The organism is Streptomyces sp. CNH287, assembly GCF_000424825.1.
On sequence record NZ_KE384251.1, the window covers coordinates 717,223 to 742,850 of the forward strand.

Genomic DNA, 25,628 nt, shown 5'->3' on the forward strand with positions numbered 1-25,628 from the left:
GCGACACGATGATTGAGCATCGACTTCCGGCGCGGCGCCGCGCGAGCACTCCTGAGGCGGTATGGCCGCGAGCCGGGGCACCGTACGCGGCGGCCCCGGCTCGCCCCCGGGAGATGCGCCCGGCGGTCAGCCGCCGCAGGAGGTCGAACGGCGCCACCCGACTGCCGGGCAGCCGCCGCGTCTCACGCCACCACCGGACCGATGAACCGCACGTCCGGATGGCGGGGCGAGGGGCCGTCCAGCACGGGCCGGTGGCGCCCGCGCAGCGCGTGGTCGAAGAAGGCGCCCAGGTAGGCCCGTTGGCTGCCCGTCGAGCGCTCGGCGTCCACCGTGCCGATCATGCTCGCGCGCAGTCCGTCCGGCAGCGTGACCGCCTGGTCGAGCTGCGGCAGCAGCGACTGGTAGTCGGTGTACGAGTTGTGCGCGGCCTGCGGCCACCACAGATCGCGCTTCCAGCCCGGCGAGCGCGCCCAGAGCGACTTCCAGGACGGGGACGTGCGGTGCGTGTGCGGCTCCACCGAGCCGTCGTCGTGGAAGAGCTTCGCGCCGAACAGCAGGAAGGGCCGGTCCAGTCCGGCCTTGGCCACCGGCAGCAGCTTGTCCGGATCGCTCCAGTGCAGGCCCAGCGGTGCGTCCAGGAAGGCGCCCGCGCCGATCCGGCGGTCCTGGTGCATCGCCATGGCCGCCGTCGTGCCGCCCATGGAGTGCCCGTACATGCCCACCCGCCGCAGGTCCAGGGCCCCGGCCAGGCCGGCGGGCAGCCTGCGGCGCCCGGCGTCCGGGTTGCCGCCGTCGGACAGCAGCCGCAACCGGTCGAGCACGAAGAGGACGTCGGCCACCCGGATGTCCAGGGCCAGCTGCCACTGCGCCGACTGGTCCGTCATCCGCTGGAGTTCGGGCGAGGTGGTCACGACCCGCCCGTCGGGGAACTCCACGGCGTGCGCCTCGCCCGGATGGTCGACGGTGACCACCGCGCAGCCCTCGGAGGCGAGTTGGGCGGCCATCGAGGTGTCCAGGGTGCGCTCGTTGTACATCCCCGGGCTGAACAGCACCACCGGCGTACGGCCCGCCCGGCCCGCCACCGGGGCACCGACGCGGGCGTGGGTGCCGATTCCGGCCCAGTCGATCCGGTCCGGCTCCAGCCCGAGCAGCTCGGCGGCGCCCTGGCCGAAGACCCGCGCGGCCCCGGGGCGCATGTACGGGGCGCGGGTGCCGCCCCCGTGCCCCGCCTCGGCCGCCGGGTACCAGACGCTGACCATCACCTCCCGGTGCCGCGCCGTGTCCCAGGGGTCCCGCCGCCGCGTGTCGACGAGGTGCAGCTCCGTGGTGCCCACGGCGTAACGGCCCGTCGGCGCGGGCAGGGTGAGCCGTACGGGGCCGCTCCCGTCCTCGTCCCGCGCTCGCGCCTTCGGCCGCTCGCCCTGCTCGCCGCCCGGCAGGCCGAAGGCCGGTACCGAGGCCGTGAATCCGGCCGCGGCGAGTGCGCCGACGACGGCGCGCCGGGTCCTGCGGTGCGGGGTACGCCTGTGTGTTCGCATGAGGTGAACTCTGCGGCAGCCGCCCGATGCCGTACACCGCGCCTTCGGCAGGCGCACCCCCGACCTTCGCCGGTTGCGCACCAGGGCTCGCGCCGTGCGGCTCAGGGGAAGTACGGCGCGGCGTCGCGCCCGCGCCCGCGCCCGTAAACCGTGAACTGCCCGCCGCCGCCCGCCTGTCGCGCCGCGCTACTCCGCACGGCGTAGGGCGGGTACCTTCGGGCGGATGACGACGCGGCGCGACGCGCGCGCCATGCTGGCCCCGCCAGGAGAACGATCACCGGGCGGCCCGACGACGCCACCGCGTGCGGCGAGCCGGACAGGCAAGGCGCCGCACGAACCAGCCAGGAGGGCCGGAGCAGATGCACCGCGAGGCGCGCAAGGTCGAACGGCTCAGCTACGCGACGGGCGCCTTCCTGATGCTCTCCGGGCTGGTGCACGTGGTGGTCTTCTTCGTGGACGGCGGCCCGTGGAACGGCCCGGTCTCCTGGCGGAAACCGATCACCTTCGGCTTCTCCTTCGGGATCACGCTCATCGCGGTCACCTGGGTGACCTCCTACCTGCGCATGCCGCCCCGCCGCCGGACGCTGCTGCTCCTGCTCTTCGCCGCCGACTGCGTCCTCGAAGTCGCGGGCATCAGCCTCCAGGCGTGGCGGGGGGTGCCCTCGCACCTCAACATGGAGACCCCGTTCAACACGGTCGTCTCCATCCTGCTCGCCGTCGGCGGCGGGCTGCTGGTCGTGCTGCTCTCCGCGTTCGCGGTCGCCGCCTTCCGGGAACGGCCCGACGGGCCCGCGGGCATGCCGCTGGCGCTGCGTGCGGGCTTCGGCATCCTGCTGCTCGCCCTGCTCTCCGGCGCGGGGATGATCGCGCGCGGCGTCGTGCTGAGCCGTACGGGCCACCAGCAGGACGCGTACAGCTCCACCGGCTTCCTCAAGCCCTTCCACGCGGTGACGCTGCACGCCGTGCTCATCCTCCCGGCGCTGGCGTGGCTGCTCTCGCTCGCTCCGTTCGACGCCCTGGGCCGTACCGGGCGGGAGCGGACGGTGGCGGTGGCCGTCGGCTGCTACGCGGCGGCGGTGCTGGCGGCCGGGGTCTGGGCGATCACGGCGTTCTGAGCGCGGCGGCGCGGGCCGGGTCCTGCCCGGACAGCGGCTTCGCGTAGCAGCGGCTCGACTCGTGGAAGCGGTAGTGGCCGAACTTGGTGACCGGCACGTAGCCGCTGGAGAGGTAGAGCGCGATCGCCTCCGGCTGCTCCGTACCTGTCTCCAGCACCATCCGGTCGCGGCCGGCCTCGCGCGCACTCTCCTCCAGGGCCGCCAGTATCCGGCGGGCGAGCCCGCGCCCCCGCGCCTCGCGGATCACGAACATCCGCTTGATCTCGGCGTCCCCGTCCTCGTAGCCGTCGTCCCCGCGCTCCTTCGCCCGCCAGCCGCCGGTGGCCAGCGGGCGGCCGTCGGGGTCGTACGCGAGCAGGTACAGCCCGTTCGGGACGTCGAACATCTCCGGGGCGAGCGGCGTCACGTCGCTCTCCCCGTAGCGCTCGGTGTACTCCTCCTGAACGATGTCGTTCAGCTTCACCGCGTCGGGATGGTCGTACCGGACGGGAACTATCTCCATTCGTGCATCGTAAACGTGCTCGAATGTGCCATCGACGCCGGTCGGGCTGCTGAGCGAGGCGGCTGCCCACCCCGGGGCGCAGGCCCTCGGGGCGGGCAGGCGGGGGATCACGGATTCAGGACGGGGCCCCGTGCTCGGGCGGCGCGTTCACGAGTTCGGCCTGTGGCGCCGTGCCCGGCCCGGCACCATCGCCCCGTACGAGCTCCCGCGCCGCCGCCCGGCGCGCCAGCACCACGACCGCCGCCGTGGCGACCGCCGCGTACCCGGCCAGCGCCAGCGCCACCGCCCGCATCCCGCCGGTGAACGCCGCCCCGCGCAACTCCCCGCCCCCGTACGCCGCGAGCAGCGCGCCCGCCGCCGCGAGCGCGACGGCCTCGGTGGCCAGCCGTGCGGTGTTGAACAGTCCGGCGGCCGTGCCCGCCTGGTCCGGCCGCACGCTGCTGATCGCCAGCCCGTCGAGCACGCCCATGGTCAGCCCGGCGCCCGCACCGATCAGCACGAAGGGCACGAGCAGCCGCCCGGGGCCGCCCTCCGGTCCGAGCACCGCCGCCAGCAGCAGCGCACCCGCCCCGCTGACCGCCACCGATCCGGCGACGAGCCGCACCGGCGAGTACCGCTTCGCCAGCGCCGCGCCGACGCCGGGCAGCAGCACCACGGGCAGGGTCAGCATCAGCAGCCACACCCCGGCCCGGCCCGCGCCGAGTCCGACGACGTCGATCAGATAGGAGGGCAGATAGACCAGCAGCGGCACGAGAATCCCCATCAGGGCGCCCGCCGCCACCGCGTACGCGAGGAAGCGCGCGTTCCCCACCAGCCCCAGGTCGAACATCGGCGCGGGCACCCGGCGTTCCACCCGTACGAAGACGACGGCCAGCGTGGCCAGCACGGCGAGCGCCGCGACGACGCCGGGGTGGGCGAACCCGAGCACCGGGCCCTCGTTGAGCACGAAGACCAACAGGACCAGCGGCACGGCGAACAGCACCCCGCCCCACCAGTCGATCCCGCGCCCGGGCCCCCCGGCCGGCTCCGGCCGCCCGTGCCGCCGCCCGCCGGTGCCGGGCAGCGCCGGCAGCCCGGGCGCCAGCAGCAGAACCAGCCCGGCCACCACCGCCGGGACCGCGAACACCGCGCGCCAGCTCAGCGCGTCCACCAGGAAGCCGCTGATCATCGGCCCGAACGCGGTACCGCCGCCGAGCACCGTGCCCAGCAGCCCGAACGCCCGCCCGCGTGCCGGGCCGTCGAAGGTCGCCGCGAGGATCGCGGCCCCGGCGGTCGTCGCGGCGGCGGCTCCGGCACCGCTGAGGCCGCGCGCCACGTTGAGCACCACGACGTCCCCGGCGAGCGCGCCGCCCAGGCCGCCCGCGAAGAACAGCGCCACACCGCCCGCGAACACGCGCCGCCTGCCGTACACGTCGGCCAGTGCGCCGGTGATCACCAGGAACCCGGCGAACGCGGCGTTGTAGCTGTTGACGACCCACTGGGAGGCGGCGAGCCCGGCGCCCAGTTCGTCGGTGATGCCGGGCAGCGCCACCGACGCCCCCGTGATCGTCAACGGGAACATCAGTGACGACAGCAGGACCGTCGCCAGCACCAGGGCAGGAGGGAGGGGAGGGAAGAAGGAGGAAGAAGAGGATTTCGTACGCACACAGTGCTCCGCCGTCGAGACGTGGAGCCGCGCAGCGCAAGGGGCGCCGCACGGCAGCTGACGCTGGTACGGCGGAGCGTGGGTTCAGGGAGTCGCGCCGCCGTTACGGGCGGCGCACCCTGTCTGAGAGAGGCATCGGGGCCAGCGTATGCGCCCGCCTCCCCCGGGGCGCAACCGGTTTCGCGTACGGACACCGGGCGCGCACCGGGTACGCGCACACGGCGACGGCCGCAGCCCCCTGGGTCGAGGAGCGGCTGCGGCCGTCGCCGGATGACGGGTGCCTGGTGCCGTGGCGCCGGGTGTCCGTACGCGTGGCTCAGACGATGCGCTGGAGGACCCACTCCGGCGCGCCCTCGCCGCCGAGGGTCGCGCGGTCGCCGTGCCGCGCGGTCAGCGTGCCCGCGTACTGGTTGTCGAACGGCTTGATGGTGACGGCCGAGCCGTTGTCCGGGCCCTCGATCTGCCACAGGTCGAGCGCGTTGCCGCACTCCTCCACGTAGACGGCGGGCGGGAAGATGCGCAGCGGCGACTGGGCGAGGCAGCGGTTCGGCTGCTGCCGGTCGACGATCTGCACCGCGCCGTTCGGCAGGGTGCGCACCGTCCACACGGTGTCGGGGGTGCACGCTCCGAGGCTGCCGCCCAGGTAGCCCTCGCCGGGGGTCAGGCACGCGCCGGTGCGGACGTCGTGGATGAGGTAGTCGCCGTCGTCGGCGGCCTGGGCGGGGGTGGCCAGTGTCAGCACGGCGGCGGCGGACGCGGCGAGGGAGAGGATCGTTCGGATACGCACGGGACTCCTCGTACGGGGGAAGGGAGGGGTGGTTACACCCGGACGAGCGGTGAGCCGCTGACCGGGACGCCTTAAGATCACAAACTTCCGCCGCCCGGCCCCCGCGCCCCACCGGCGACCCGCCCGATTCACCCCATCAGCGGGCGCGTGCCCCGGTGTGGGAGCCTGGCCTCGCCAACCCCCTCCGCACTACCGCACGACCTCGGGAGCATGTCTTGGAAACGGTGACGACCGTCAATGTGAACGGACTGCGGGCCGCCGCCAAGAAGGGCTACGCCCAGTGGCTCGCCGCCACGCCCGCCGACGTCGTGTGCCTCCAGGAGGTACGTGCCGAGGCGGACCAGCTGCCCCCGGAGATCCGTGGGCCGGAGGGCTGGCACACCGTCTACGCGCCGTCCGCCGCCAAGGGCCGCGCCGGGGTCGCCCTGCTCACGCGCCGCGAGCCGGACGCCGTACGGGTCGGCTTCGGCGTCCCGGAGTTCACGGACGCGGGGCGCTACGTGGAGGCGGACCTGCCGGGCCTGACCGTGGCGAGCCTCTACCTGCCCTCCGGCGAGGTGGGCACGGAACGGCAGGCCGAGAAGGAACGCTTCCTCGACGCGTTCCTCCCCTACCTGCGCGACCTGCGCAAGCGGTCCGCCGACGAGGGCCGCGAGGTGCTGGTGTGCGGCGACTGGAACATCGCCCACCAGGAGGCGGACCTCAAGAACTGGCGCACCAACCGCAAGTCCGCCGGATTCCTGCCCTCCGAGCGCGCCTGGCTGTCCCAGGTCCTGGACCCGGACGACGGCGGCTTCGTGGACGTCATGCGCGCCCTGCACCCGGACGAGACGGGCCCGTACAGCTGGTGGTCCTACCGGGGCCGCGCCTTCGACAACGACGCGGGCTGGCGCATCGACCTGCAGTGCGGCACGCCGGGGCTGGCTTCCCGTGCGGTCAAGGCGTACGTGGAACGGGCGGCCACGCACGCGGAGCGGTGGTCGGACCACGCACCGGTGACAGTCGTGTACTCCTGACGGAGAACGCGTGCTCCTGACGGAGAACGCAGCCGGGATCAGGTACCCCGCTACGGGCCATGACCGAGGGCGCCGGAACGCCGCTGAACATCGCTGAACGTCGAAGCGGGAGAACTCATCCCCTGGCTCCCCCGGTGTCTGGCGTCGGCCAGGCGTCTCCGCCCGGCCGTAGGCCGGCGGGGCGGCCCGGAGGTCCTTTGCTCAGCCCTGGAACCAGTTGGCTCCGAAGCTCAAGGTGCGCCCGTCCAGGGTGACGGACTGTCCCTCCGGGAGCAGCGGCTCCCGGAGGGCCGGCAGGGGTAGCCGGTGCCACTCGACCGTGACTCCGACCTCGCTGTGGTGGTCGAGCAGGGCCTCCGCGCGCATGTCGGCCAGGAGTTCCGGATCATCGATCCCGTCGGCGTCGCTGTCCGGCTCCGGTTCGCCTCCGACGTGGTCGTAGTCGTCGTCGAATCCCATCTCCGTGAAGCCGGGGATGTGCAGGCGGAGCAACGGGATCAGATCATGTTCCGCCACACGCACGCCCTGCTGGTAGATCCGCAAGGACAGTTCCTGGCCCGCCGACGCGGTCAGCTCGAAGCCGCCGCCCGAGCGAACGTAGTCCTGGATGGCCGACTCCGTCGCAGCCACGCTCCGATGGACGCCCGCGTACGCCGTCGACACGCTGCCCGACGTGTTGGAGCCTTCAATGAGAAGAAAACTGTGCATGGCGGCCATGTAACCAGAGCCATGCCCCGGCGCGGGCGGCGCTGCCGGGCGGCGCTACAGGGAAACGAGGGGGTGCGGTCAGCCGTGCGGGCAGCGCCGCTCCCCGCTCACCAGGACATGTGCCGGGCTTGATCCGTGGTGGCGGACATCCGGGATCAGGGGTTCAGCCCCGGGACGTCCGCCCGCTTCGACGAGGCATTCGTTCGGCGGCAGCCTGTCCGGTTCAGCTGCGACCAGGCTCCGACGCCCAGGGCCGTACCGATGCCCAGGAACGCTCCGACCCCGGCAGGCACCACCCACTGCGTGAGAGAAGGCTCGGCGTTGCCACCGCTCCCGGTGAGGGCGAGTACGGCAGTCAGCAGGCCGTAGGGGATCAGCAGCGTTCCCGCCCAGGCCGGCGCGAGCAGCAGCCACCGAGGGAGCCTTCGCCCCCATGGCCGGACAAGGGCGAAGGCCAACATCACGCCCGCCAGCGTCAGCACGGCCGTGAAGTCGATGCCGTGCCTTTCCATCCACAGCACGGCATCGGGGGCACCGTTCTTCTCGAACTCGTCCGCCACATCGAACCCGTCCGCAAGCCCTGCCCTGCCGCCGAACGCCCAGTACGTTTTCAGGGCGATGTAGGGCGCGGCGGCCGCACTGCACAGCGCCACGACCTTCTGGACTGCCGGCGTCACCACGCGCGTCAACTCCGCTCCTGCCTCCGGGCCCGAACCCGGCCGGCGGCTGTCGCCGACCGGGTCCACAGTGCTCCGTTGCCGGACCCCAGACGTCACGCCTGGGTAGCGTCTCCACGGCGGGCCCTCCGCCGAACGGGGGAAGCGGAATCATCTTTTGGTACGCGTTCCGTCCAGGCGTTCCGCTGCTGGGCCGCCCGCCTGTCGTGGAACGCGGTGCGGCTCACGGGGAGCGCTGGTGCGGCCACGCACCGGTCACCTCGGTCTGCGACCGCCGACGGCTCACCCGGCGGCCCGGCCGGGGAGACGCGGCGGGCACCGCCGAGTGAGCCCTCGGGTTACTTGCGCCAGAAGAGGTGGTGGGTCACGGTGCCGCCCGGGCTGGGGACCACGTCGAGGTGGAAGCGGTCGAGCAGTTCGTCGGGCGACCCCCAGAGCCGTGATCCGGTCCCGAGCTTCACCGGCGAGACCGCCACGTGCAGGGTGTCGATCAGGTCGGCGTCGAGGAACTCCCGGATGGTGGTCGCCCCGCCCCCGAGCCGTACGTCCTTGCCCTGCGCCGCCTCACGCGCCTGCTCCAGGACGGTGGCCGGGTCGGCGTCCACGAAGTGGAACGTGGTGTCGGAGAGCGTGAAGGAGGGGCGGGTGTGATGGGTCATGACGAACACCGGCGTGTGGAAGGGGGGTTCGTCGCCCCACCAGCCCTGCCACTCGTGGTCCTGCCAGGGCCCGCGCTGCGGACCGAACTTGTTGCGGCCCATGATCTCGGCGCCGATGTTGTGCGTGAAGTCCCGCGTGAGGTAGTCGTCCAGACCCCGGCTGCCACCCGGGTCGGTGCGATTCGGCCAGCTCGCGGTGGCACCGGCCCAGGACATCATCGCCCCGGGATCGGCGTGGCCGAACGGCCTCTCGAAACTCTGGCCCTCGCCGGCGCCGATGCCGTCACTTGAGACGGTGAAGTTCTGGACTTTCAGTAGCTGAGCCATGCGCTCCTCCTCGTGCTGCGCGCGCTGCTGCGCTGCCGCTCTGAAGGGAGACTCTCCGAGCGGCAAGAAATCATCGTCGCGCGCGAGACCGCTACCGGACCGCTAGCGGACCACTGCTTCGTCAGCCGCGGAGGGCGGGGCGTGGCATTGGCGGGCGGCGGCGCTGCCCTGGTCGACGAGGTCCTCGTACACCCCGACCTTGAACCGGATCAGGTCCAGGGACTCGGTGAGCCTGCCGATCTCGGTGGTGACGCGCTCCTCGTGCCGGCGCATGAGCGCGAGCCGCTCCGCCTCGTTGCCGGCTCCCTTCCTGACCAGGTCCGTGTACTGGCGGAGCGTGGGTACGGGCATTCCGGAGGCGCGGAGGATGATGCAGACGTGCAGCCAGGCCACGTCGTCCTGGCTGTAGACGCGGCGCCCGCCAGGCCCGCGGCGCACAGGGCGGAGGAAGAGGCCCTCGTGCTCGTAGAAGCGCAGCGCGTGCACGCTCAGGCCGGTGCGCTCGGAGACCTCTCCGATACTCAGCGTCGCCGTGTCCTCAGCCGTGCTCTCAGCCATGGCCCCAGGGTATCGGGGGCGATCTGGGGTTGAGCTAGAGAAGACTCTAGTTCCTAGGGTGCCTCCTGCGGCCGACGGTCTGTCGGCCCGCCTCACCGTCGGCTCAGTAAGGAAGCATCTCCATGCGCTACCGCACCCTCGGCAGAACCGGTATCGAGGTCAGCGTCCACTGCCTCGGGACGATGATGTTCCAGGACGGCTGCAACTCCGACCACGACGACTGCGTCCGCATCATCCACGCCGCCCTCGACCAGGGCGTCAACTTCGTCGACACCGCCGACATGTACGGAGCAGGCGAGTCGGAGGAGATCGTGGGCAAGGCGCTCCGGGGTCGCCGTGACGACATCGTGCTCGCCACCAAGGTGCACTTCCAGATGGGCGAGGGCCGCAACCGCAGCGGCAACTCGCGGCGGTGGATACTCAAGGCGGTCGAGGACAGCCTCAGGCGTCTGGACACCGACTGGATCGACCTCTACCAGGTGCACCTGCCCGACCACTCCACGGACATCGAGGAGACCCTCTCGGTGCTCAGCGACCTCGTGCGCCAGGGGAAGATCCGCGCTTTCGGCTGCTCGAACTTCCCGGCGGAGGAGATCGTCGAGGCGCACCACGTGGCGGAAAGGCGCGGCCTCGGACGGTTCCGCACCGCCCAGCCGCCCTACTCGATCCTGGCCCGCGGGATCGAGGCCTCGCTCCTGCCCGTGGTCCAGCGCCACGGCATGGGCGCACTCGTGTGGAGCCCCCTCGCCTTCGGCTTCCTCACCGGCAAGCACCGCAAGGACCGGCCCGTCGATCTGGCAACCGGCCGTGCCGCGCTCCGCCCGGCGTTCTTCGACCCCGCGCTCGCCGAGAACGCCGCCAAGCTCGACGCCGTCGAGCAGCTCGTCGAACTCGCGAAGAGCATCGGCTGCACCCTCCCGGAACTCGCGGTGGCCTTCACCGTCGCCCACCCGGCCGTCACTTCGGCGATCATCGGGCCGCGGACCATGGAGCAGTTGGAGGGCCTCCTCAAGGGTGCCGCGCTCACCCTGGACGACGCGACGCTCGACCGCATCGACGAGATCGTGCCGCCCGGGGTGAACCTGTACAACCCGGCCACGTCCTTCCCGCCGCGCTCGCTGACCGACACCGCGTCGCGCCGCCGCCCGCTCGCCGAACGCGCCGCCGCCTGAGTGCGCGCACGCCGCCCGGGCGCGGTTCACCGAGGGTGACGCGGGCGGACGCCTGACGGGTCCGCCTCGCGAGGCTCCTCGCCGGTGGGTGCCGGTTCGCTCAGGGCCTGGTCGACCCATTCGGGGGCGTATGGGGAAGCGGCCAGGGACGGCAGGCAGGGCGGGCAGGCGTACGGCCGGAAGCGGGCGGCGGAGTCCTGCCGGACGGTGAGCAGGGTGCCGCAGCGTACGCAGACGCGGGTGAGGGTCACGGGCATACGGGCACCAGCCGTCCGTCCGGGCCGAGCACGAGCAGGCGGCGGCGCGGGTGTGGCTCGTACGGGGGCATGTACGGCCGCACGGGCGGCAGTTGTCAGTGGCGGCGCTTACATTCAGTGAGTACAGCGTCGCCCTCCGGGACGGCGGTGCACAATGCCGATCGCGTGTCACTGGCCAACTGTCACGAGGGGGACTGCCGTGAACCGACGCAACGCGCAGGGAGGAACCGCGGCGACGACGGCTGCCGTGTTCGGGGAGGTGCTCCGGCATTTCCGTGAGGCGGCCGGGGGGACGCAGGAGGGCCTCTCGAACGACATCCCGTGCGACAGGTCGCATGTCGCCCGCATCGAGGCGGGCACGCGGGTTCCGCCGGAGGCGTTCGCCCGCAAGTGCGATGAACTCTTGGGTACGGGTGGGGTACTGGCCCGGTTGTGGAGCCGGATCGACTGGTATCCGCCAGCACAGCACCCCGACTGGTTCAAGCGCCGGGCGAGTATGGACGCGGTAGCGGTGGCCCTCCGTGAGTATGAAGCGCACGTCGTGCACGGGCTGTTGCAGACTGAGGAGTACGCCCGGTCGCTGTTCAGAGTCACCAATCCCGAGGCCATGCCGGAAGAGATCGAACGGCGCGTGGCGGCGCGATTGAACCGGCAGCATCGCTTCCTGCTTTCCGGCGGGCCGATGCTGGTGGTGATCCTTCACGAGAGTCCACTCCGCACCGTCGTGGGAAGTGCGGCCGTGATGCGTGCGCAATGCGAGCACTTGCTGAAAGTCGGTGCGCTGCCCAACGTCCGGGTGCAAGTAGCGCCGTTCGACAATCCGGCACTGTCTCTGCCGGATACGTCCATGTCCCTGATCACGATGCCTGATGGCCAACAGCTCGTGTACTCCGAGTCGCTGGACCTCGGCCACTTCGACGATGATCCGGCAACCGTGGCACGGCACGCGCAGACCTATGATGTGCTCAGGGCGGACGCGCTTTCAGCCCCCGAATCTGCCGCTCTGATCACCGAAATCATGGAGAGGTACGGCACTGATGAGCTTTCCCGATCTGAGCGCGGCGAAGTGGCGCAAAAGCAGCTACAGCGGCGGCAACGGCGGCAATTGCGTCGAGGTGGCCCCCGGTTTCCCCGGCGTCGTTCCGGTGCGTGATTCCAAGGAGCCGCTGGGGCCGGTGCTGGTGTTTCCGGAGACCGCGTGGGTCTCCTTCGTCGCGGAGGTCAAGTACGCGTAGCGCGCGCCGCGTCAGGCGGTTCGGGGTGACCGGGCCGGTGACGGGGCCGTGAGCGCGCCGAGGAGTACGGGCGCGTCGCGCCGGTTCGTGGCGATGCAGTACCGCCGGTCGCCGTCGCGGCACTCGATGACGACGCCGTCGAGCTTGTACGCCTGCACCCAGTGGTCGGGGTCGCCGGGCTTGAGTGCGCTGACGCGTTCCACGGTCAGCGTCTCCGGCAGGGCCCAGCGGGCGGCGTGGCCCGTGGGGTCCGGGGTCGCGGCCGGGGGTCCGTCGCCCACCACGAGGTGGCCGTAGCCTGCCACGCTGTCGGGGACGTCCCCTCCCAAGGACGCCCGCACGCAGCGCCTCTTCCTGGGCGGCACGGGGACGATGTCGCTGGTGTCCGCCGCTCTCTTCAGCCGCCGCCGTATCCACCAGGCGGTCATGAGGCCGAGAACTGTCGCAGGCGGCACCCCGGCGGCCATCAGGAGCAGTGCCTCGCGCACGCTGCCCGCCATCATGCCCGCCACGACGCCGAGGGTGCTCAGGGCGGCCATGGCCACCCAGCCGGTGGTGAGTCCCCAGGGGACCAGCGACTTCGTGACCTGCCAGCGGTAGCGGCCCCACCAGCTGGTCACCAGGAGCATGAGGCCGCAGGGCAGCACCAGGAGGGCGAAGGCCAGCGGCGCGCGCCAGTCCTTGACCGGGGAGGCCCAGGTCTCCTGGGTGGCGGAGCCGAACCGCACCTTGCTGATCTCGCCCTGCCAGTACGTCAGCGTCACCTTGTCGCCGACGCGTACGACGTCCTGGACGGGCTCCGAGCCCTCCATGCGCACGCGCTGCTCGGGGCCCGAGTCGCCCTCGGACAGCAGAATCCAGTGCGCGGTGCTCTTGCCCGAGGGTTTGCTCTCCGTGCCCTGGACGACTGCCGGGGCGGTGGACGTGCAGGAGTCCGACCGCGCGTCGGCCGGGCAGACGGGCGCCGACTCGTACTCGCGGACGTCTGCGACCTTGGCCGACACGACGGCGAACAGGACGGCGGAGACCAGTACGAGGAGCAGGCCGATGCAGGCGGGCAGCACGGTCTTCCACGGGCGGGGGGTCTCCGCTTCCTGGCCTGGTATCCGGTGCGCCATCCCGCCGCCCCCCTCGCGCTCGTGCACATTCCGTCCACACTTCGTGCGACTGAGTTTACCTGGCGGCATATGCCAAATGAATGTGAAGAAATGCGGCGGAATCCAGCCCGCCGCCGGGCGCACCCGCGTGCTACTCCTGGGTGGGGGCCTCGCTCAGCCACGCGTCGAGTTCGCTGCGGACCCGGCGGTCCATGGCGAGGCCCAGCTCGGCCTGCACGACCTCTTTGGCCAGGGGGTTCACGCGCTCCAGCGTGTGGCTGATGCGCTCCGCGTCCGTGTCGGAGAGGTCGCCGGAGAGCAGGTGGGTGCGGACGACGTCACTGAAGATCGCGGCGATGGCGTCAGCGTGGGCACGCAGTTCGCGCCCGGCGGTCAGTACGGCGGCAAGCGGAATGCCCTCGCGGACCAGGGCGGCCGAGGCGTCCAGCAGGCGGCGGCTGACGTGGACGAGGTCGTCGCCGTCGATCGCGACGTAGCCGATTTCCAGGGAGTCGGCGAGGTTCTCCGAAGTGACGTCGTCCGCGAAGTAGCCCGCCAGGTCCTCCGGGGTGAGCCGGACCGGCATCTCCTCCGAGAACGGTGTGGTGATCATCGCCTCCAGGCCCAGGAGTTCGGCGGCACTGTGCCCGACGCGGCCCTGTTCGAAGGCGGTGAGCAGGTCGGCGATGCCGCCGAGGGTGTGGCCGCGGGTCAGCAGCGAGGCGATGGTGCGCAGTCGGGCGAGGTGGTGCTCGTCGTACCAGGCGATGCGGCCCGTGCGGCGGGGCGGCGGCAGCAGTTTCCGCTCGCGGTAGAAGCGGAGGGTGCGCGGGGTGATCCCGGCGGCCTCGGCCAGTTCGGTCGCCCGGAACTCGCGCGGGGCGGCGGCCTCGTCCGGCCGTCCGCCGCCAGGCCTGTCCGGCTCGTGCGACTCGTCGTGTCCGTCCCGATCGTCCCGCTCCCCTGGATTCCGCACGCCGCCAGCCTATGCGTCCCGGAGGGGCCCCGATCCCCCGCAGCCGCCCCCGTTGAACCGCTGGAGCCCGCCTGTGCGCGGTGCCAGAATCGGAGCATGGCAGGACGCATACCGGCGTGGGCCGGTGGAACGCTCGCGGGAGCCGGATGCCTGGGCCTGGCCGTGTATCTGGCCGCGATCGGACTGGAGACGGCCAGTCAGGTCTCCGGCGTGCTGAGCCTGTTCGTCGCCCTCGTCGGGGCGGGTGTGTCCGCCGTGGGCGCCTGGCGTGGTCGGGGTGCCGGGGGCGGCGGGGGTCAGTCGGTGCGTGACAGCGCTGTCGGCGGCGGGGTGGTCCAGGTCTCCGGTGCGGGCGGGGACGTGCGGATCGTCCACCGCGGCCCCCCCGGGGCACCGCCTCCCGTACCGCCCGCCGCGCCGCCTCCCCCGGGCGGCCCGCATCCCCCGGGGACCACCACCGCGCCCGGAGGCCAGTCGGTGACCGGCAGCGGCGTGGCCGGGCCGGTCGACCAGGTGGAGAACGCCGGCGGCGGCGTCGAGATCGAGCAGGGTCCGTGACCGGGCGCAGGCGCTTCCGGCAGTGGGTGGCGGGAACCGTCGTCCACGGGCCGCTGATCCAGGTCAGCGGCGTCGAGGGCGATGTCTCGGTCACGGCGGGCCAGGGCCGCCCGGTGTACCGCGTGGACGGCTTCCCCGCCGACCGGCCCCCGCTGACCCCGGACCAGGCCCGCGCCCAGCCGGCCCGCCTCCTGCAATCCCGCCACCAGGCCGTGGAGTTCACCGGCCGTGCCGCCGAGCTGGCGCGCCTGGCCCGCTGGCGCGACGGCGCGGACCCGGCCTCCGTCCTGCTGCTGCACGGCCCCGGCGGCCAGGGGAAGACGCGGCTGGCGGCCCGGTTCGCCCGCGAGAGCCGCGGCTGCGGCTGGCGGGTCCTCGAAGCGCGTCACGCCACCCAGCTCGGCCCGGCCGCTCCCGCGCACCCTCCCGCCGCCAAGGAGGAGCGCGCCCTGCTGATCGCCGACTACGCGGAGCGGTGGCCTGCGGCGGATCTGCTGGAGATGCTGACGGACGCGGTACGGCAGGACGGGCGCGGCGCCCGCGTACTGCTGGTCTGCCGTGCGGCGGGCGTGTGGTGGCAGTCCCTGGCACACCGCCTGGACGACTTCGGCCTGCCGGCCGAGAAGCTGGCGCTGGGTCCGCTGGCGGACGAACCCGGCCTCGGCGCCGGGACCCTCTTCGACGGCGCGGTGCGCACTTTCGCCGCCGCACTCGCCGTCCCCGGCGCGGCCGACCCGGTGCCGCCGATGCCCGCGGGAGCCGGCCGGGCTGCGGAGGGCGGATTCGGCCGGGTGCTCGGGGTGCACATGGCGGCGCTCGCCACCGTGGACCGGTGGTTCCACCGGGAGCCGGACGTACCGCTGGACACCCTGGCCCACGTCTCCGCGTACCTGCTGCGGCGCGAGCGCCTGCACCGGCAGACGCTGTACGAGAACGGCGCCGTCCCGACCCACCCCGACGCGCTCTCCCAGGCCGCGTACACGGCCGCGCTCGCCGGGCCGCTGACGTACGACGGGGGCCGCGCCGTCCTCGTGCGCGCCGGTGCGTGCGCCGAGGAGGCGGCGGACCGGACGCTGAAGGACCACGCCGTGTCCTGCCCGTCCGCGACGCCGAGCACCGTTCTGGAGCCGCTGTATCCGGACCAGTTGGCGGAGGACCTGCTCGCCCTGAGCCTGCCGGGCCACGGCCTGGACGCCTACGTTCCCGACGCCTGGTCCCTCACCGCCCCGCGGCGGCTGCTGTCCGGTCCGGCGGCGGAGTGGACACGTCCCGCCCTGACCCGGCTGATCGCGGTGGCCGCCCGGTGGCCCCATGTGTGCGCCGAGCAGCTGGCTCCGCTGCTCACCGAACGGCCGGACCTGGCCCTGACCGCGGGCGGCGCCGCGCTCACCGCGCTGGCGGACATCGAGGGCCTGGACCTCTCCGTCCTGGAGGCGGTCGAGGAGCGCTTCCCCACCGAGCCGCACACCGACCTCGACCCGGGCATCGCGGCGGTGAGCGACCGGGTGCTGACCTCCCTCGCGGAGGCCGCCGACGACGAGGCGGAACAGGCCCGGCTGCACGCCCTCCTCTCCCAGCGCCGGTCCCGGGCGGGACTCCACCAGGGGGCGGTGGAATCCGCCAGGGAGGCGGCGGCCCGCCGGCGGCGGCTGGCCGAGCGCGATCCCTCGCAGGAACCCGGCCTCGCCACCGCGCTGTCGGAGCTGGCGGCGTGCCTTTCCGCGCTGGGCGAGCACGGGGCGGCGTGGGAGGAGCAGCGGGCGGCTCTGGAGATCCATCAGCGGCTGGCCGAGGCGAGTCCGGGCGTCGTCACGGACTCGCACGCGCTCGCCCTGGTCAACCTCGGTGCTCATCTGTACGCCCTGGGCCGCGGCGAGGAGGCGCTCACCGCCACGGTCGAGGCTGTCGGGCTCTGGCGCCGGCTGGCCGAGAAGGAACCCGCCGCGTGCGAGCCGCCGTACGCCGCGGCGCTGGCGAACCTCGGGGTGCAGCTGGCGCGGGCGGGCCGTCCGGCGGAGGGCCTGGCCGCGCAGCGCCAGGCGCTGGCGATCCGGCAGCGGCTCAGCGAGCAGAACCCGTACGCCCACGAGCCCGACCTCGCGATCTCGCTCTCCAACGTCGCGGCCAACCTCGGTGATCTCGGCCGCTCGGCGGAGGCGCGGGAGCCTCTGGAGCGGGCGGTTCCGCTGCTGCGTCGCCTGAGTGAGCTGAACCCCGTCCGCCGGGTGACCCTCGCCATGGCCCTCAGCAACCTCGCGCTCTGCCTCGGTCAACTGGGCCGCCGGGACGAGGCGGTGGCGGCGGCCGAGGAGGCCGTGGCGGTCAACGAGCGGCTGGCCCGGGAGCAGCCAGCCGTGCACGAGCCCGAGTACGCGCGTTCGCTCAACGGTCTCTGCGCGGTGCTGGCCCCTTCCGGCCACCATCAGCGGGTGCTCGCCGTCGGACGGCTCTGCCTGGAGATCCGCCGCCGGCTGGCCCGGGCGAACCCCGCCGCCCACGCGCACGACCTCGCCGAGTCCCTGTTCCACCACGGCAGGCACCTGTGGGACGCCGGGCGGCGGGACGACGCGCTGGCCGCCGTCCGGGAGGCGGTGGTCGTCCAGCGCGAGGCGGCTGCGGACGCGGGAGAGGCCCAGGTCGTGCGCCTCGCGAACCTGCTGGCCCACGTGGCCGTGTTCGTCGCGAAGGCGCGCCCGTACACGGAGTACGCGGCCGTCCTGGGCGAGGAGATCGTCGTCAGGCGGCAGTTGGCAACCGTGCGGCCCCAGGCGCACGGGGCCGGACTGGGCGACGCGCTCTACCGGCTCGGGTTCTGCCTGGGCACGGCGGGGAGCGCGGGCAAGTCGGCGGTCATGACGCGGCGCGGCATGAGCGCTCTGGAGGAGGCGGTCACCGTCCAGCGCGGGCTGTCGGCGACGGACTCCCCGGCCCCGGGCCTTCCCCCGGCCCCGGACCTTCCCCCTTCTCCGTCCCCCGCCCTCCAACTCGCCCGCTCCCTCACCCTGCTGTGCGTCCTGCGCGGCGAACTGAAGGAGCCGCAGGCCGCGCTCGCCGCGATCGAGGAGGCCATCGAGGTCTACGAGGCGCCGCCGGAGCACGACCCGGACGAGATCGCCGCCCTGCTGACCGCCGCGCGGAGGATGCGCGAGCTGGTCCGTGCGCGGCTGCCCGAAGGCTGACGGGCGGCGGGCGCGGGACCGTGCCGTCGGCGGGGGCCGTCGGCGGGTGCCGAGCGCGCGTAACCGGCGGTAACTCCCGCTGCCCGACCCCTACCCAGCGGTAGTGGACTGCTCTACCCTCCAAACCATGCCAGTGATTACTGGCGTGATCAGCGGGCCCTGGAGTACGGCCCCTCGGCATCTCGGACCTCGGGAGGCGGCGGCATGGCAGCCGAGCGCGAGCGCGAGCGCGAGCAACAGCACGTACGGGTGGCGGTGATCGGTTCGGGGTTCGGCGGCCTGGGTGCTGCCGTACGGCTGCGCCGCGCGGGCATCACGGACTTCGTCGTCCTGGAGCGCCGGGACGCGGTGGGCGGGACCTGGCGGGACAACAGCTATCCGGGGTGCGCCTGCGACGTGCCCTCGCACCTCTACTCCTTCTCCTTCGCCCCCAACCCCGAGTGGCCGCGCACCTTCTCCGGACAACGGCACATCCAGGCGTACCTGGAGCACGTCGCCGACACCTTCGGGCTCCGCCCCCATCTGCGCCTGCGCTCCGAGGTCACCCAGCTGACCTGGGACCACCAGGAGCTGCACTGGATCGTCGAGACCGGCGCCAACGGCGGCACGACGCTGACCGCCGACTTCGTGGTCAGCGCCACCGGCCCGCTCTCCGACCCGAAGATCCCCGACTTCCCCGGCCTGGACACCTTCGAGGGCAAGATCTTCCACTCCGCGCGGTGGGACCACGACTACGACCTGCGCGGCAAGCGCGTCGCCATGATCGGTACGGGCGCCTCCGCGATCCAGATCGTCCCGGCCATCGCCCCCGAGGCCGCACGGCTGACCGTCTTCCAGCGCACCGCGCCCTGGGTGATGCCGCGCGTCGACCGCAGGGTCACCGGCGCCGAGCGGTGGCTGCACGGCAAGATCCCGGCGACCGGCACGCTGCGCCGCCAACTCCTGTGGGCGCTGCGCGAACTCCAGGTCGGCGCCTTCACCAAGCGGCCCCGCCAGCTCGGCCTCGTCGAGAAGCTGGCCTCGGCGCACATGCGGCGCGCGATCAAGGACCCGGCGACACGCGCCCGGCTGACCCCGGACTACCGGATCGGCTGCAAACGCATCCTGCTCTCCAACAGCTACTATCCGGCGCTCGCCCGCCCCGACGTGGGCCTGGTCGCCTCCGGTCTCAAGGAGGTACGCGGCAACACCCTCGTCGCCGAGGACGGCACCGAGGCCGAGGCCGACGCGATCATCTTCGGCACCGGCTTCCACGTCACCGACCTGCCGATCGCGGAGCGGATCAAGGGCGCCCGCGGCACCACGCTGGCCGAGGAGTGGCGGACCGGCATGCAGGGCCTGCGCGGCTGCACGGCGGCGGGCTTCCCCAACTTCCTCACCGTCATCGGGCCCAACACCGGCCTGGGCAACAGCTCGATGATCCTGATCATCGAGGCCCAGCTCAACTACCTGGTCGACTACCTCGCCCAGCTGGACGTCCTGGGCGGCCCCGGCGGCCCCGGCGGCAAAGCCGCCCTCGACGCCCGCCCCGAGGCCGTACGGGAGTGGAACGCGCGCCTCCAGGACCGGATGCGGCGCACCGTGTGGAACACCGGCGGCTGCGACAGCTGGTACCTGGACGCCGAGGGGCGCAACACGACGGTGTGGCCGGGGACGACCAGCGAGTTCCGCCGGGTGACGCGGCGGCTCGACCTCGCCGAGTACGAGGTGCTGCGCGCACCGGGAGGCGCACCGGGGCGGGTGCCCGTCGCGGCGGGGGAGGAGTCCCGATGACCGGCGGAACGCGGCAGCCCGTACCGCGCGCCAGCCGTACCGTCCACTCCGCCGACGGGGCCGCCCTGCACGTGGCGGAGTACGGCGCGGCGGCGGCGCCCGCCGTCGTGCTCGTGCACGGCTGGACCTGCTCCCTCGCCTTCTGGGCCCCGGTCGTGCGGGGGCTGCTCGCAGGCGGCCACCGCGTGATCGCCTACGACCTGCGCGGCCACGGCGCCAGCCCCGCCGCCGATCCGGCCGGCTACAGCACCCGCGTCCTCGCCGACGACCTGTGCGCCGTGCTGGACGCCACCCTGGGGCCGGGCGAACGCGCCGTGCTCGGCGGGCACTCCATGGGCGCGATGACGCTGATGGCCGCCGCCGAACGCCCGCAACTGCGCGAGCACGCGGCCGCGTTGATGCTGTGCAGCACCGGCAGCGACCACCTCACCGCCGCCTCGCGGGTGGTGCCCGCGCGCCCGCCCGGGCTGCGCAGGTGGCTGCACCGCAAGGTGCTCGGCAGCAGCCTGCCGCTGGGGCCGGTGACACCGGCCGCCCGCGCCCTCCTCAAGTACGCGACCATGGGCCCCGGTTCCTCCCGTGAGCAGGTGGAGAGGTGCGCCCGGATCGTGCACGCCTGCCCGCGCCGGGTGCGGGCCGCCTGGGGCCACGTGCTCGACACGCTGGACCTGCGGCACGGGCTCGCCCGGCTGACCCAGCCGACCGCCGTCGTCGCGGGCACCGCCGACCGGCTCACGCCCTTCGTGCACGCCCGCCGCATCGCCGCCGTACTGCCGCGCTGCACCGGGCTGACGGAACTGTACGGGCTGGGGCACATGACGCCCGTCGAGGCGCCGGAGGCGGTCACCGCCGTGCTCACCGGGCTCGTACGGGACCACCTCACCGGCGCGGCCGAACCAGGCGCGGGTGAACCAGGCGCGGGTGAACCGGGAGCGGCCGAACGCGCCGCCGCCGTCGAGGAGGAGAGCGCATGAGCCGCAGGGATCTGGACGGACAGGTGGCCGTCGTCACCGGCGCCGCCCGTGGCATCGGCGCGCTGCTGGCGCGCAAACTGGCCGCGCGCGGCGCCCGCCTCGCCCTGGTGGGCCTGGAGCCGGACGCGCTGGAGGAAGTCAGCGCCTCGCTGCGCACCGCGTCCCGCGCGTGGCACGCGGACGTCACCGACCACGCCGCGATGACCCGCGTCGCGGCGGAGGTCGAGGAGCACTTCGGCACGGTGGACGTGCTGGTGGCCAACGCGGGCGTCGCCTCCGGCGGCCCGTTCCTGGACTCCGCCCCCGACTCCTGGCGGCGCGTCGTCGAGGTCAACCTGATCGGCGGCTCGGTCACCGCCCGCGCCTTCCTCCCGCTGCTGGTCGCCTCGCGCGGCTACTTCCTCCAGATCGCCTCCCTGGCGGCGATCACCCCGGCGCCGATGATGAGCGCGTACTGCGCCTCCAAGTCCGGCGTCGAGGCGTTCGCGCACTGCCTGCGCGCGGAGGTCGGGCACAAGGGGGTGCGGGTCGGCGTCGGCTATCTGAGCTGGACCGACACGGACATGGTGCGCGGCGCGGACGCGGACGAGGTGATGCGGGACCTGCGCGCCCGGCTGCCCTGGCCCGCGAACAGGACCTACCCGCCGGGCCCTGCCGTGGACCGCCTCGTCGCCGGGATCGAACGCCGCTCGCACCACGTGTACGCGCAGTGGTGGCTGCGCGGGGTGCAGGGCGTACGGGGCTGGCTGCCACCGGTGATCGGCGCGGTGGGGCAGCGGGAGATGGCGCGGTACGCACCCCGGCTGGCGGCTTCGCCCGGCGCGCGCGGAGGACTGGTCGGTGCGGGCGGCGCGGCCGACGAGAAGGCCCGCGCGGAACGCTGACGCGGGGTGGCACGGCGTGGTGGTGCCCGCCCGGGCCGGTGCGAGGGGCGCGCCCCTCGCACCGACCGCGGTGTGTGCGTCACATCGAACGGGGCTGCGGGCCTTCGTCGTCGCCCTCGTCCAGGGAGCCCCGGTCGCGCCGGGCCTCCTCCTCGGTCTCCCGCGCGCGGTCGCGCTGCCCGCCGGCGTCCTGCTGCTCGTCGGTGCCGCGCTGCGGGTCGGGGCGCTGCATGTCGCCGCCCTCGTCCTCCATGCGGCTCCGGCCCTGCTCCTCGTCCGTGCCGCCCTGCCGCCGGCGCCCCTGGTCCTCGGGCTCTTCGGACCTGTCGTTGTACACATCGGGAGGAACCATGACTACTCCAAACCGGGTGAAATACAGAGGAACATCACCAGCCTGACATGTCGCCCCGTACCTCGCATCGGGGATCTTCCTCCGCCAACCTCCACCGGCTCCACCGGCACACCGGCCCCACCCGCCGCGCGGGTCAGGACGGTTCGCGCTGCGGCAGCGGCGGGCGTCGGCGGTCGGGCACCTGGCTGTAGTCGGGCGGCGCCGCCGCCGGGTGCTGCTCCAGCCGGTCCAGTGCGGTCCGCACGGCGGCCTGGAGGTCCGGGTGCCGTCCCTCTGCCCAGTCCATCGGGCCGCGCAGCACCTCGATGTCCGGCTCCACCCCGTGGTTCTCCACCGACCAGCCGTACGCGTCGAACCAGGCGGCGTTCATCGGCACGGTGATCACCGTGCCGTCCCCGAGCCGGTGCCGCCCGGTCATGCCGACCACCCCGCCCCAGGTGCGCCCGCCCACCACCGGGCCCAGCCCGAGCAGCCGGAACGCGGCGGTGATCATGTCCCCGTCGGAGGCGGTGGCCTCGTCGGCGAGGGCGACGACCGGGCCGCGCGGCGCGTTGCTCGCGTAGCTGACCGGCTGCGCGTCGCGCGTCAGGTCCCAGCCCAGGATCACCCGGGTCAGCTTCTCGACGACCAGTTCGCTGATGTGGCCGCCCGCGTTGCCGCGTACGTCCACCAGGAGCGCGGGCCGGGAGACCTCCATCCGCAGGTCCCGGTTGAACTGCGCCCAGCCGGAGCCCCCCATGTCGGGGATGTGCAGGTAGCCGCACTTGCCGCCGCTCAACACCCGTACGACCTCGCGGCGTTTGGCGACCCAGTCCTGGTAGCGCAGCGGACGCTCGTCCACCAGCGGGACCACCGCCACGCGGCGCGGCGGGCGCTCCGGGTCCGGGCGGGAGAAGGTCAGCTCCACCGTCGTGCCCGCGGCGGCCGACAGCAGCGGAGCGGGTCCGGCGGCGGGGTCCACCGGGCGGCCGTCCACGTGCGTGAGCGTCGCGCCCTCCCGGATGCCGGAGCCCGCCAGCGGCGAACGGGCCTTGGAATCCGAGGAGTTGCCGGGCAGGATGCGGGAGATCTGCCACTCCCCGGCCTGGGTGCGGGCGAAGTTGCAGCCCAGCAGCCCGATCGCGCGCTGGTAGTGCGGCGGGCCCTCGTTGCGGCGGGCGGCGGAGACGTAGGCGTGCGAGGTGCCCAGTTCGCCGAGCACCTCCCGCAGCAGATCGGCGAACTCGCCGGGCGAGGCGACGTTCTCCACCAGCGGACGGTACTGGTCCAGCACCGCCGACCAGTCGATCCCGCACATCCGGGGCTCCCAGAAGTACGCCCGGATGATGCGGCCCGCCTCGTCGAACGCCTGCCGCCACTCCGCCGCCGGATCGACCTCGTGCAGGATGCGGCGCAGGTCGAGGTAGATGGTCGAGTCGGCGTCGGCCTGGTCGTCGGCCGGGATCACGCGCAGGTCGCCGCTGTCGCCCACGACCAGGCGGGAGCCGTCGCCGCTGACCGAGAACCAGTCGAGGTGGCCGGTGAGTTCGGTGCGCCGGGCCTTGACCAGGTCGAAGTGCTCCAGGGTGGGCCGGCCGGAGGTGTCAGCGGGGTTGACGAACGTCTCGCCCAGCGCCCCGGAGATGGGGTAGCGCAGCCAGATCAGCCCGCCGCCCGCCACCGGGTGCAGCGCCGAATACTTGGACGCCGCCACCGGGAACGGCGTCACCCGGCTCGGCAGCCCCTCCGCCTCCACCAGCACGGTGCCGCTCTCCGGAGCCGAGTCCTGCGGGTCCAGGCCCCCGGCGGCGGGGCGGCCGTCGGGGGAGAGGGCGAAGGGGGAGTGGGTGGCCGAGGAGAGCGGCACCAGGTACGGGCGGCAGCCCAGCGGGAAGGAGAGGTCGCCGGTGTGCACGTCGTAGACCGGGTCGAAGCCGCGCCAGGAGAGGAAGGCCAGATAGCGGCCGTCCCGGGTGAAGACCGGCTGCTCGTCCTCGAACCGGCCGTCGGTCACGTCGAGGAGGGTACGGTCGCCGCACAGCTTGGCGATCTTGATCTGGCTCAGCGAACGGCCGATGCCCGGGTGCGCCCACGCGAGCCATCGGGAGTCCGGCGAGAAGGCCAGGTCGTGCACCGGGCCGTTGACGGACCGGATCACCTCGGTGACCGCCGGCCCGGCCTCGGCCGCCTCCGCTTCCGCCGCCTCCGGCTCCCACCCCGCCTCGTGCGCGCCGCCCGCCCGTCCGGTGCGCAGGTCCACCACCAGCAGCCTGCCGTCGTGCGAGGCGACCGCCACCGACGCCCCGTCCGGCGCGGCCACCAGCTCCCGCACCCGCCCCAGCAGCCCCGACGCCACCCGCCGGGGGGTGCTGGGCCGGGTTGCCCGCGGCAGGTCCGCGATCTCGATCGCGTCCTCGCCCTCCGCGTCCGTGACGTACGCGATCCGCCCCGTGTCGCCGAGCATCTCGGGCAGCCGCACCCGTACGCCCGCGGTGTCCGCGATCGTGCGGGCCGGGCCGTCGCGGTGCGTGAGCCAGTACAGGCTGCCGCGCACGCAGACCGCGCTCGCCCGGCCGGTGTGGTCGGCGGCCAGCGAGTCGACGTGCGCGGAGGCGGGCACCTGGTACGTACGGCGCCCCGCGCGCGGACCGCCCAGCCGCACCTCGAGGCGGCGCGGCGTACCGGTGGGGGAGAAGTCCTCGACCAGCCACAGCTCGCCCGCGCACTGGTAGATCACCCGGTGGCCGTCGGTCGCCGCATGGCGGGCGTAGAAGTCGGCGTGGTCGGTGTGGCGGCGCAGACCGGTGCCGTCGGGGAGGCAGGAGTAGAGGTTGCCGATGCCCTCGTGGTCGGAGAGGAAGGCGATGCGCTCCTCGCCGTCCTCCCCCGGCGTCTCCCCCGGGGCCTCCTCGCCGGGCACCGCCACGAAGAGCGGGCAGTCCAGGTGCCCGTCCAGCTCCGGCAGCAGCCGCTCCCCGTGCAGCCACATGCGGCCCTTCGCGCCGCCCCGGTAGCGCTTCCAGGACGCGGGCTCGTGCGGCGCGCTCCCGGCCAGCAGCAGCGTGCGGCGCTGCCCGCCCCGCTCGGTCATGGCCAAGTGCGACACCGGCCCCCAGGGGAGCCTGCTGCCCGGGCCGCCCTCCACCGGTACCCGGTAGGACCAGGTGAAGTGGGAGAAGGGCTGGCCGTGCGAGGCGACCGCCAGAACGTCGCTGCGCCCCGTACGATCGGGGGGAGCCCAGCCGCAGACGCGGGTGTCGGTCGAGCCCCAGTAGGTGAGGCGGCGGGCCGGGCCTCCGGAGACGGGGGCGAGGTGGATCTCAGGGTCGAGACTGCGCCAGGTGGTGAACGCGATGTGTTCTCCGTCCGGTGAGAAGCGCGGGTGCCCGATGCGGGTACGGTCGACAGTCAGACGCCAGGCACGTCCCGGCTCAACGCCGAGCGGGACCAGTGGTGCCACCCAGAGGTCATCCTCCGCGCTGAAGCAGACCAGATCGCCGTGAAGGTGGGGGAAACGGAGATAAGCACCGTATTCAGTCACATACCCAATTCTTGTGGGGTATGGCGACGCGGCAAGTTGTGATCTGGCACTCATTTCGTTCGAGGACTCATCCCTGGACCTAGGAGCCTGCGTCTTTTGGCATGGACTGTCAGTGCCCC

Annotated in this window: 23 protein-coding genes; 10 read left to right on the plus strand and 13 right to left on the minus strand. The window is 73.4% G+C overall.

All coding sequences use genetic code 11. From position 1 onward, the window contains the following. Nucleotides 1–182: 182 nt before the first annotated feature. Nucleotides 183–1,538 (minus strand): alpha/beta hydrolase family protein, encoded by a 1,356-nt coding sequence (locus H299_RS36535; RefSeq protein WP_486587437.1) that lies wholly within the window; start codon nucleotides 1,536–1,538, stop codon nucleotides 183–185. Nucleotides 1,539–1,897: 359 nt separating this feature from the next. Between H299_RS36535 and H299_RS0127080 the strand changes: the two genes are divergently transcribed. Continuing rightward, a complete protein-coding gene (locus tag H299_RS0127080) occupies nucleotides 1,898–2,653 on the plus strand; it encodes a hypothetical protein (protein ID WP_027750970.1) in 756 nt (251 codons plus the stop codon). On the opposite strand, the gene H299_RS0127085 is transcribed toward H299_RS0127080, so the two are convergent. From H299_RS0127085 to H299_RS0127095, 3 genes are all read right to left on the minus strand, one after another. After that, nucleotides 2,640–3,155: a GNAT family N-acetyltransferase gene (locus tag H299_RS0127085; RefSeq protein ID WP_027750971.1), complete on the minus strand. Its 516-nt coding sequence runs from the start codon at nucleotides 3,153–3,155 to the stop codon at nucleotides 2,640–2,642. The two genes, H299_RS0127080 and H299_RS0127085, sit on opposite strands and share 14 nt — an antisense overlap. Nucleotides 3,156–3,270: 115 nt before the next feature. Then, nucleotides 3,271–4,746: an MFS transporter gene (locus tag H299_RS36540; protein ID WP_199782506.1), complete on the minus strand. Its 1,476-nt coding sequence runs from the start codon at nucleotides 4,744–4,746 to the stop codon at nucleotides 3,271–3,273. 370 nt (nucleotides 4,747–5,116) lie between these two features. Then, nucleotides 5,117–5,587, minus strand: coding sequence for a hypothetical protein (locus H299_RS0127095; RefSeq protein ID WP_027750972.1), 471 nt, complete (start codon nucleotides 5,585–5,587; stop codon nucleotides 5,117–5,119). A gap of 215 nt (nucleotides 5,588–5,802) precedes the next feature. Between H299_RS0127095 and H299_RS0127100 the strand changes: the two genes are divergently transcribed. Beyond that, the gene (locus tag H299_RS0127100; protein WP_027750973.1) at nucleotides 5,803–6,603 is read left to right on the plus strand and encodes an exodeoxyribonuclease III; all 801 of its coding nucleotides are present in this window, start codon (nucleotides 5,803–5,805) and stop codon (nucleotides 6,601–6,603) included. A gap of 201 nt (nucleotides 6,604–6,804) precedes the next feature. Here the strand turns inward: H299_RS0127100 and H299_RS0127105 are convergent, their stop codons facing one another. The 4 genes from H299_RS0127105 to H299_RS0127120 form a co-directional block, all read right to left on the minus strand. After that, the gene (locus H299_RS0127105) at nucleotides 6,805–7,233 is read right to left on the minus strand and encodes a hypothetical protein (protein WP_158692397.1); all 429 of its coding nucleotides are present in this window, start codon (nucleotides 7,231–7,233) and stop codon (nucleotides 6,805–6,807) included. Between the two features lie 233 nt (nucleotides 7,234–7,466). Then, nucleotides 7,467–8,000 carry a DUF3995 domain-containing protein gene (locus H299_RS37810; protein WP_158692398.1) on the minus strand — a complete coding sequence of 178 codons (534 nt, stop codon included), beginning with the start codon at nucleotides 7,998–8,000 and terminating at the stop codon, nucleotides 7,467–7,469. Between the two features lie 326 nt (nucleotides 8,001–8,326). Further along, nucleotides 8,327–8,974, minus strand: coding sequence for a dihydrofolate reductase family protein (locus tag H299_RS0127115; protein ID WP_027750976.1), 648 nt, complete (start codon nucleotides 8,972–8,974; stop codon nucleotides 8,327–8,329). A 102-nt stretch (nucleotides 8,975–9,076) separates the two neighbouring features. Beyond that, on the minus strand, nucleotides 9,077–9,532 hold the full coding sequence (locus H299_RS0127120) for a MerR family transcriptional regulator (protein ID WP_027750977.1): 456 nt from the start codon (nucleotides 9,530–9,532) through the stop codon (nucleotides 9,077–9,079). Between the two features lie 122 nt (nucleotides 9,533–9,654). On the opposite strand from H299_RS0127120, the gene H299_RS0127125 reads away from it, so the two are divergent. Next, nucleotides 9,655–10,704: an aldo/keto reductase gene (locus tag H299_RS0127125; protein WP_027750978.1), complete on the plus strand. Its 1,050-nt coding sequence runs from the start codon at nucleotides 9,655–9,657 to the stop codon at nucleotides 10,702–10,704. 26 nt (nucleotides 10,705–10,730) lie between these two features. Here the strand turns inward: H299_RS0127125 and H299_RS0127130 are convergent, their stop codons facing one another. Further along, nucleotides 10,731–10,961 (minus strand): hypothetical protein, encoded by a 231-nt coding sequence (locus H299_RS0127130; protein ID WP_027750979.1) that lies wholly within the window; start codon nucleotides 10,959–10,961, stop codon nucleotides 10,731–10,733. A gap of 199 nt (nucleotides 10,962–11,160) precedes the next feature. On the opposite strand from H299_RS0127130, the gene H299_RS38700 reads away from it, so the two are divergent. Then, nucleotides 11,161–12,114: a helix-turn-helix domain-containing protein gene (locus tag H299_RS38700; protein WP_078513070.1), complete on the plus strand. Its 954-nt coding sequence runs from the start codon at nucleotides 11,161–11,163 to the stop codon at nucleotides 12,112–12,114. Further along, complete coding sequence (locus H299_RS39750; RefSeq protein ID WP_486587438.1) at nucleotides 12,077–12,196, plus strand: DUF397 domain-containing protein; 120 nt, start codon at nucleotides 12,077–12,079, stop codon at nucleotides 12,194–12,196. Before H299_RS38700 ends, H299_RS39750 begins: the two co-directional genes overlap by 38 nt. 11 nt (nucleotides 12,197–12,207) lie before the next feature. Here the strand turns inward: H299_RS39750 and H299_RS0127145 are convergent, their stop codons facing one another. Then, nucleotides 12,208–13,341, minus strand: a complete 1,134-nt coding sequence (locus H299_RS0127145; protein ID WP_486587439.1) for a hypothetical protein — start codon at nucleotides 13,339–13,341, stop codon at nucleotides 12,208–12,210. 103 nt (nucleotides 13,342–13,444) lie between these two features. Next, nucleotides 13,445–14,269: a MerR family transcriptional regulator gene (locus H299_RS0127150; protein WP_078513071.1), complete on the minus strand. Its 825-nt coding sequence runs from the start codon at nucleotides 14,267–14,269 to the stop codon at nucleotides 13,445–13,447. Between the two features lie 96 nt (nucleotides 14,270–14,365). On the opposite strand from H299_RS0127150, the gene H299_RS39345 reads away from it, so the two are divergent. The 5 genes from H299_RS39345 to H299_RS0127175 all read left to right on the plus strand — a co-directional run bounded on the left by H299_RS39345 (nucleotide 14,366) and on the right by H299_RS0127175 (nucleotide 21,637). Next, a complete protein-coding gene (locus H299_RS39345; protein WP_037760640.1) occupies nucleotides 14,366–14,827 on the plus strand; it encodes a hypothetical protein in 462 nt (153 codons plus the stop codon). After that, the gene (locus H299_RS36555) at nucleotides 14,824–18,006 is read left to right on the plus strand and encodes a tetratricopeptide repeat protein (protein WP_051262877.1); all 3,183 of its coding nucleotides are present in this window, start codon (nucleotides 14,824–14,826) and stop codon (nucleotides 18,004–18,006) included. Before H299_RS39345 ends, H299_RS36555 begins: the two co-directional genes overlap by 4 nt. A gap of 204 nt (nucleotides 18,007–18,210) precedes the next feature. Next, nucleotides 18,211–19,779: a flavin-containing monooxygenase gene (locus tag H299_RS0127165; RefSeq protein WP_027750984.1), complete on the plus strand. Its 1,569-nt coding sequence runs from the start codon at nucleotides 18,211–18,213 to the stop codon at nucleotides 19,777–19,779. After that, nucleotides 19,776–20,753, plus strand: a complete 978-nt coding sequence (locus tag H299_RS36560; protein ID WP_051262878.1) for an alpha/beta hydrolase — start codon at nucleotides 19,776–19,778, stop codon at nucleotides 20,751–20,753. The genes H299_RS0127165 and H299_RS36560 overlap by 4 nt, the downstream gene beginning before the upstream one ends. Beyond that, the gene (locus H299_RS0127175) at nucleotides 20,750–21,637 is read left to right on the plus strand and encodes an SDR family oxidoreductase (RefSeq protein WP_027750985.1); all 888 of its coding nucleotides are present in this window, start codon (nucleotides 20,750–20,752) and stop codon (nucleotides 21,635–21,637) included. The genes H299_RS36560 and H299_RS0127175 overlap by 4 nt, the downstream gene beginning before the upstream one ends. Nucleotides 21,638–21,716: 79 nt before the next feature. On the opposite strand, the gene H299_RS0127180 is transcribed toward H299_RS0127175, so the two are convergent. Then, nucleotides 21,717–21,989, minus strand: coding sequence for a hypothetical protein (locus H299_RS0127180; protein WP_158692400.1), 273 nt, complete (start codon nucleotides 21,987–21,989; stop codon nucleotides 21,717–21,719). Nucleotides 21,990–22,122: 133 nt separating this feature from the next. Further along, complete coding sequence (locus tag H299_RS0127185; protein ID WP_027750987.1) at nucleotides 22,123–25,509, minus strand: S41 family peptidase; 3,387 nt, start codon at nucleotides 25,507–25,509, stop codon at nucleotides 22,123–22,125. Between the last annotated feature and the right edge of the window lie 119 nt (nucleotides 25,510–25,628).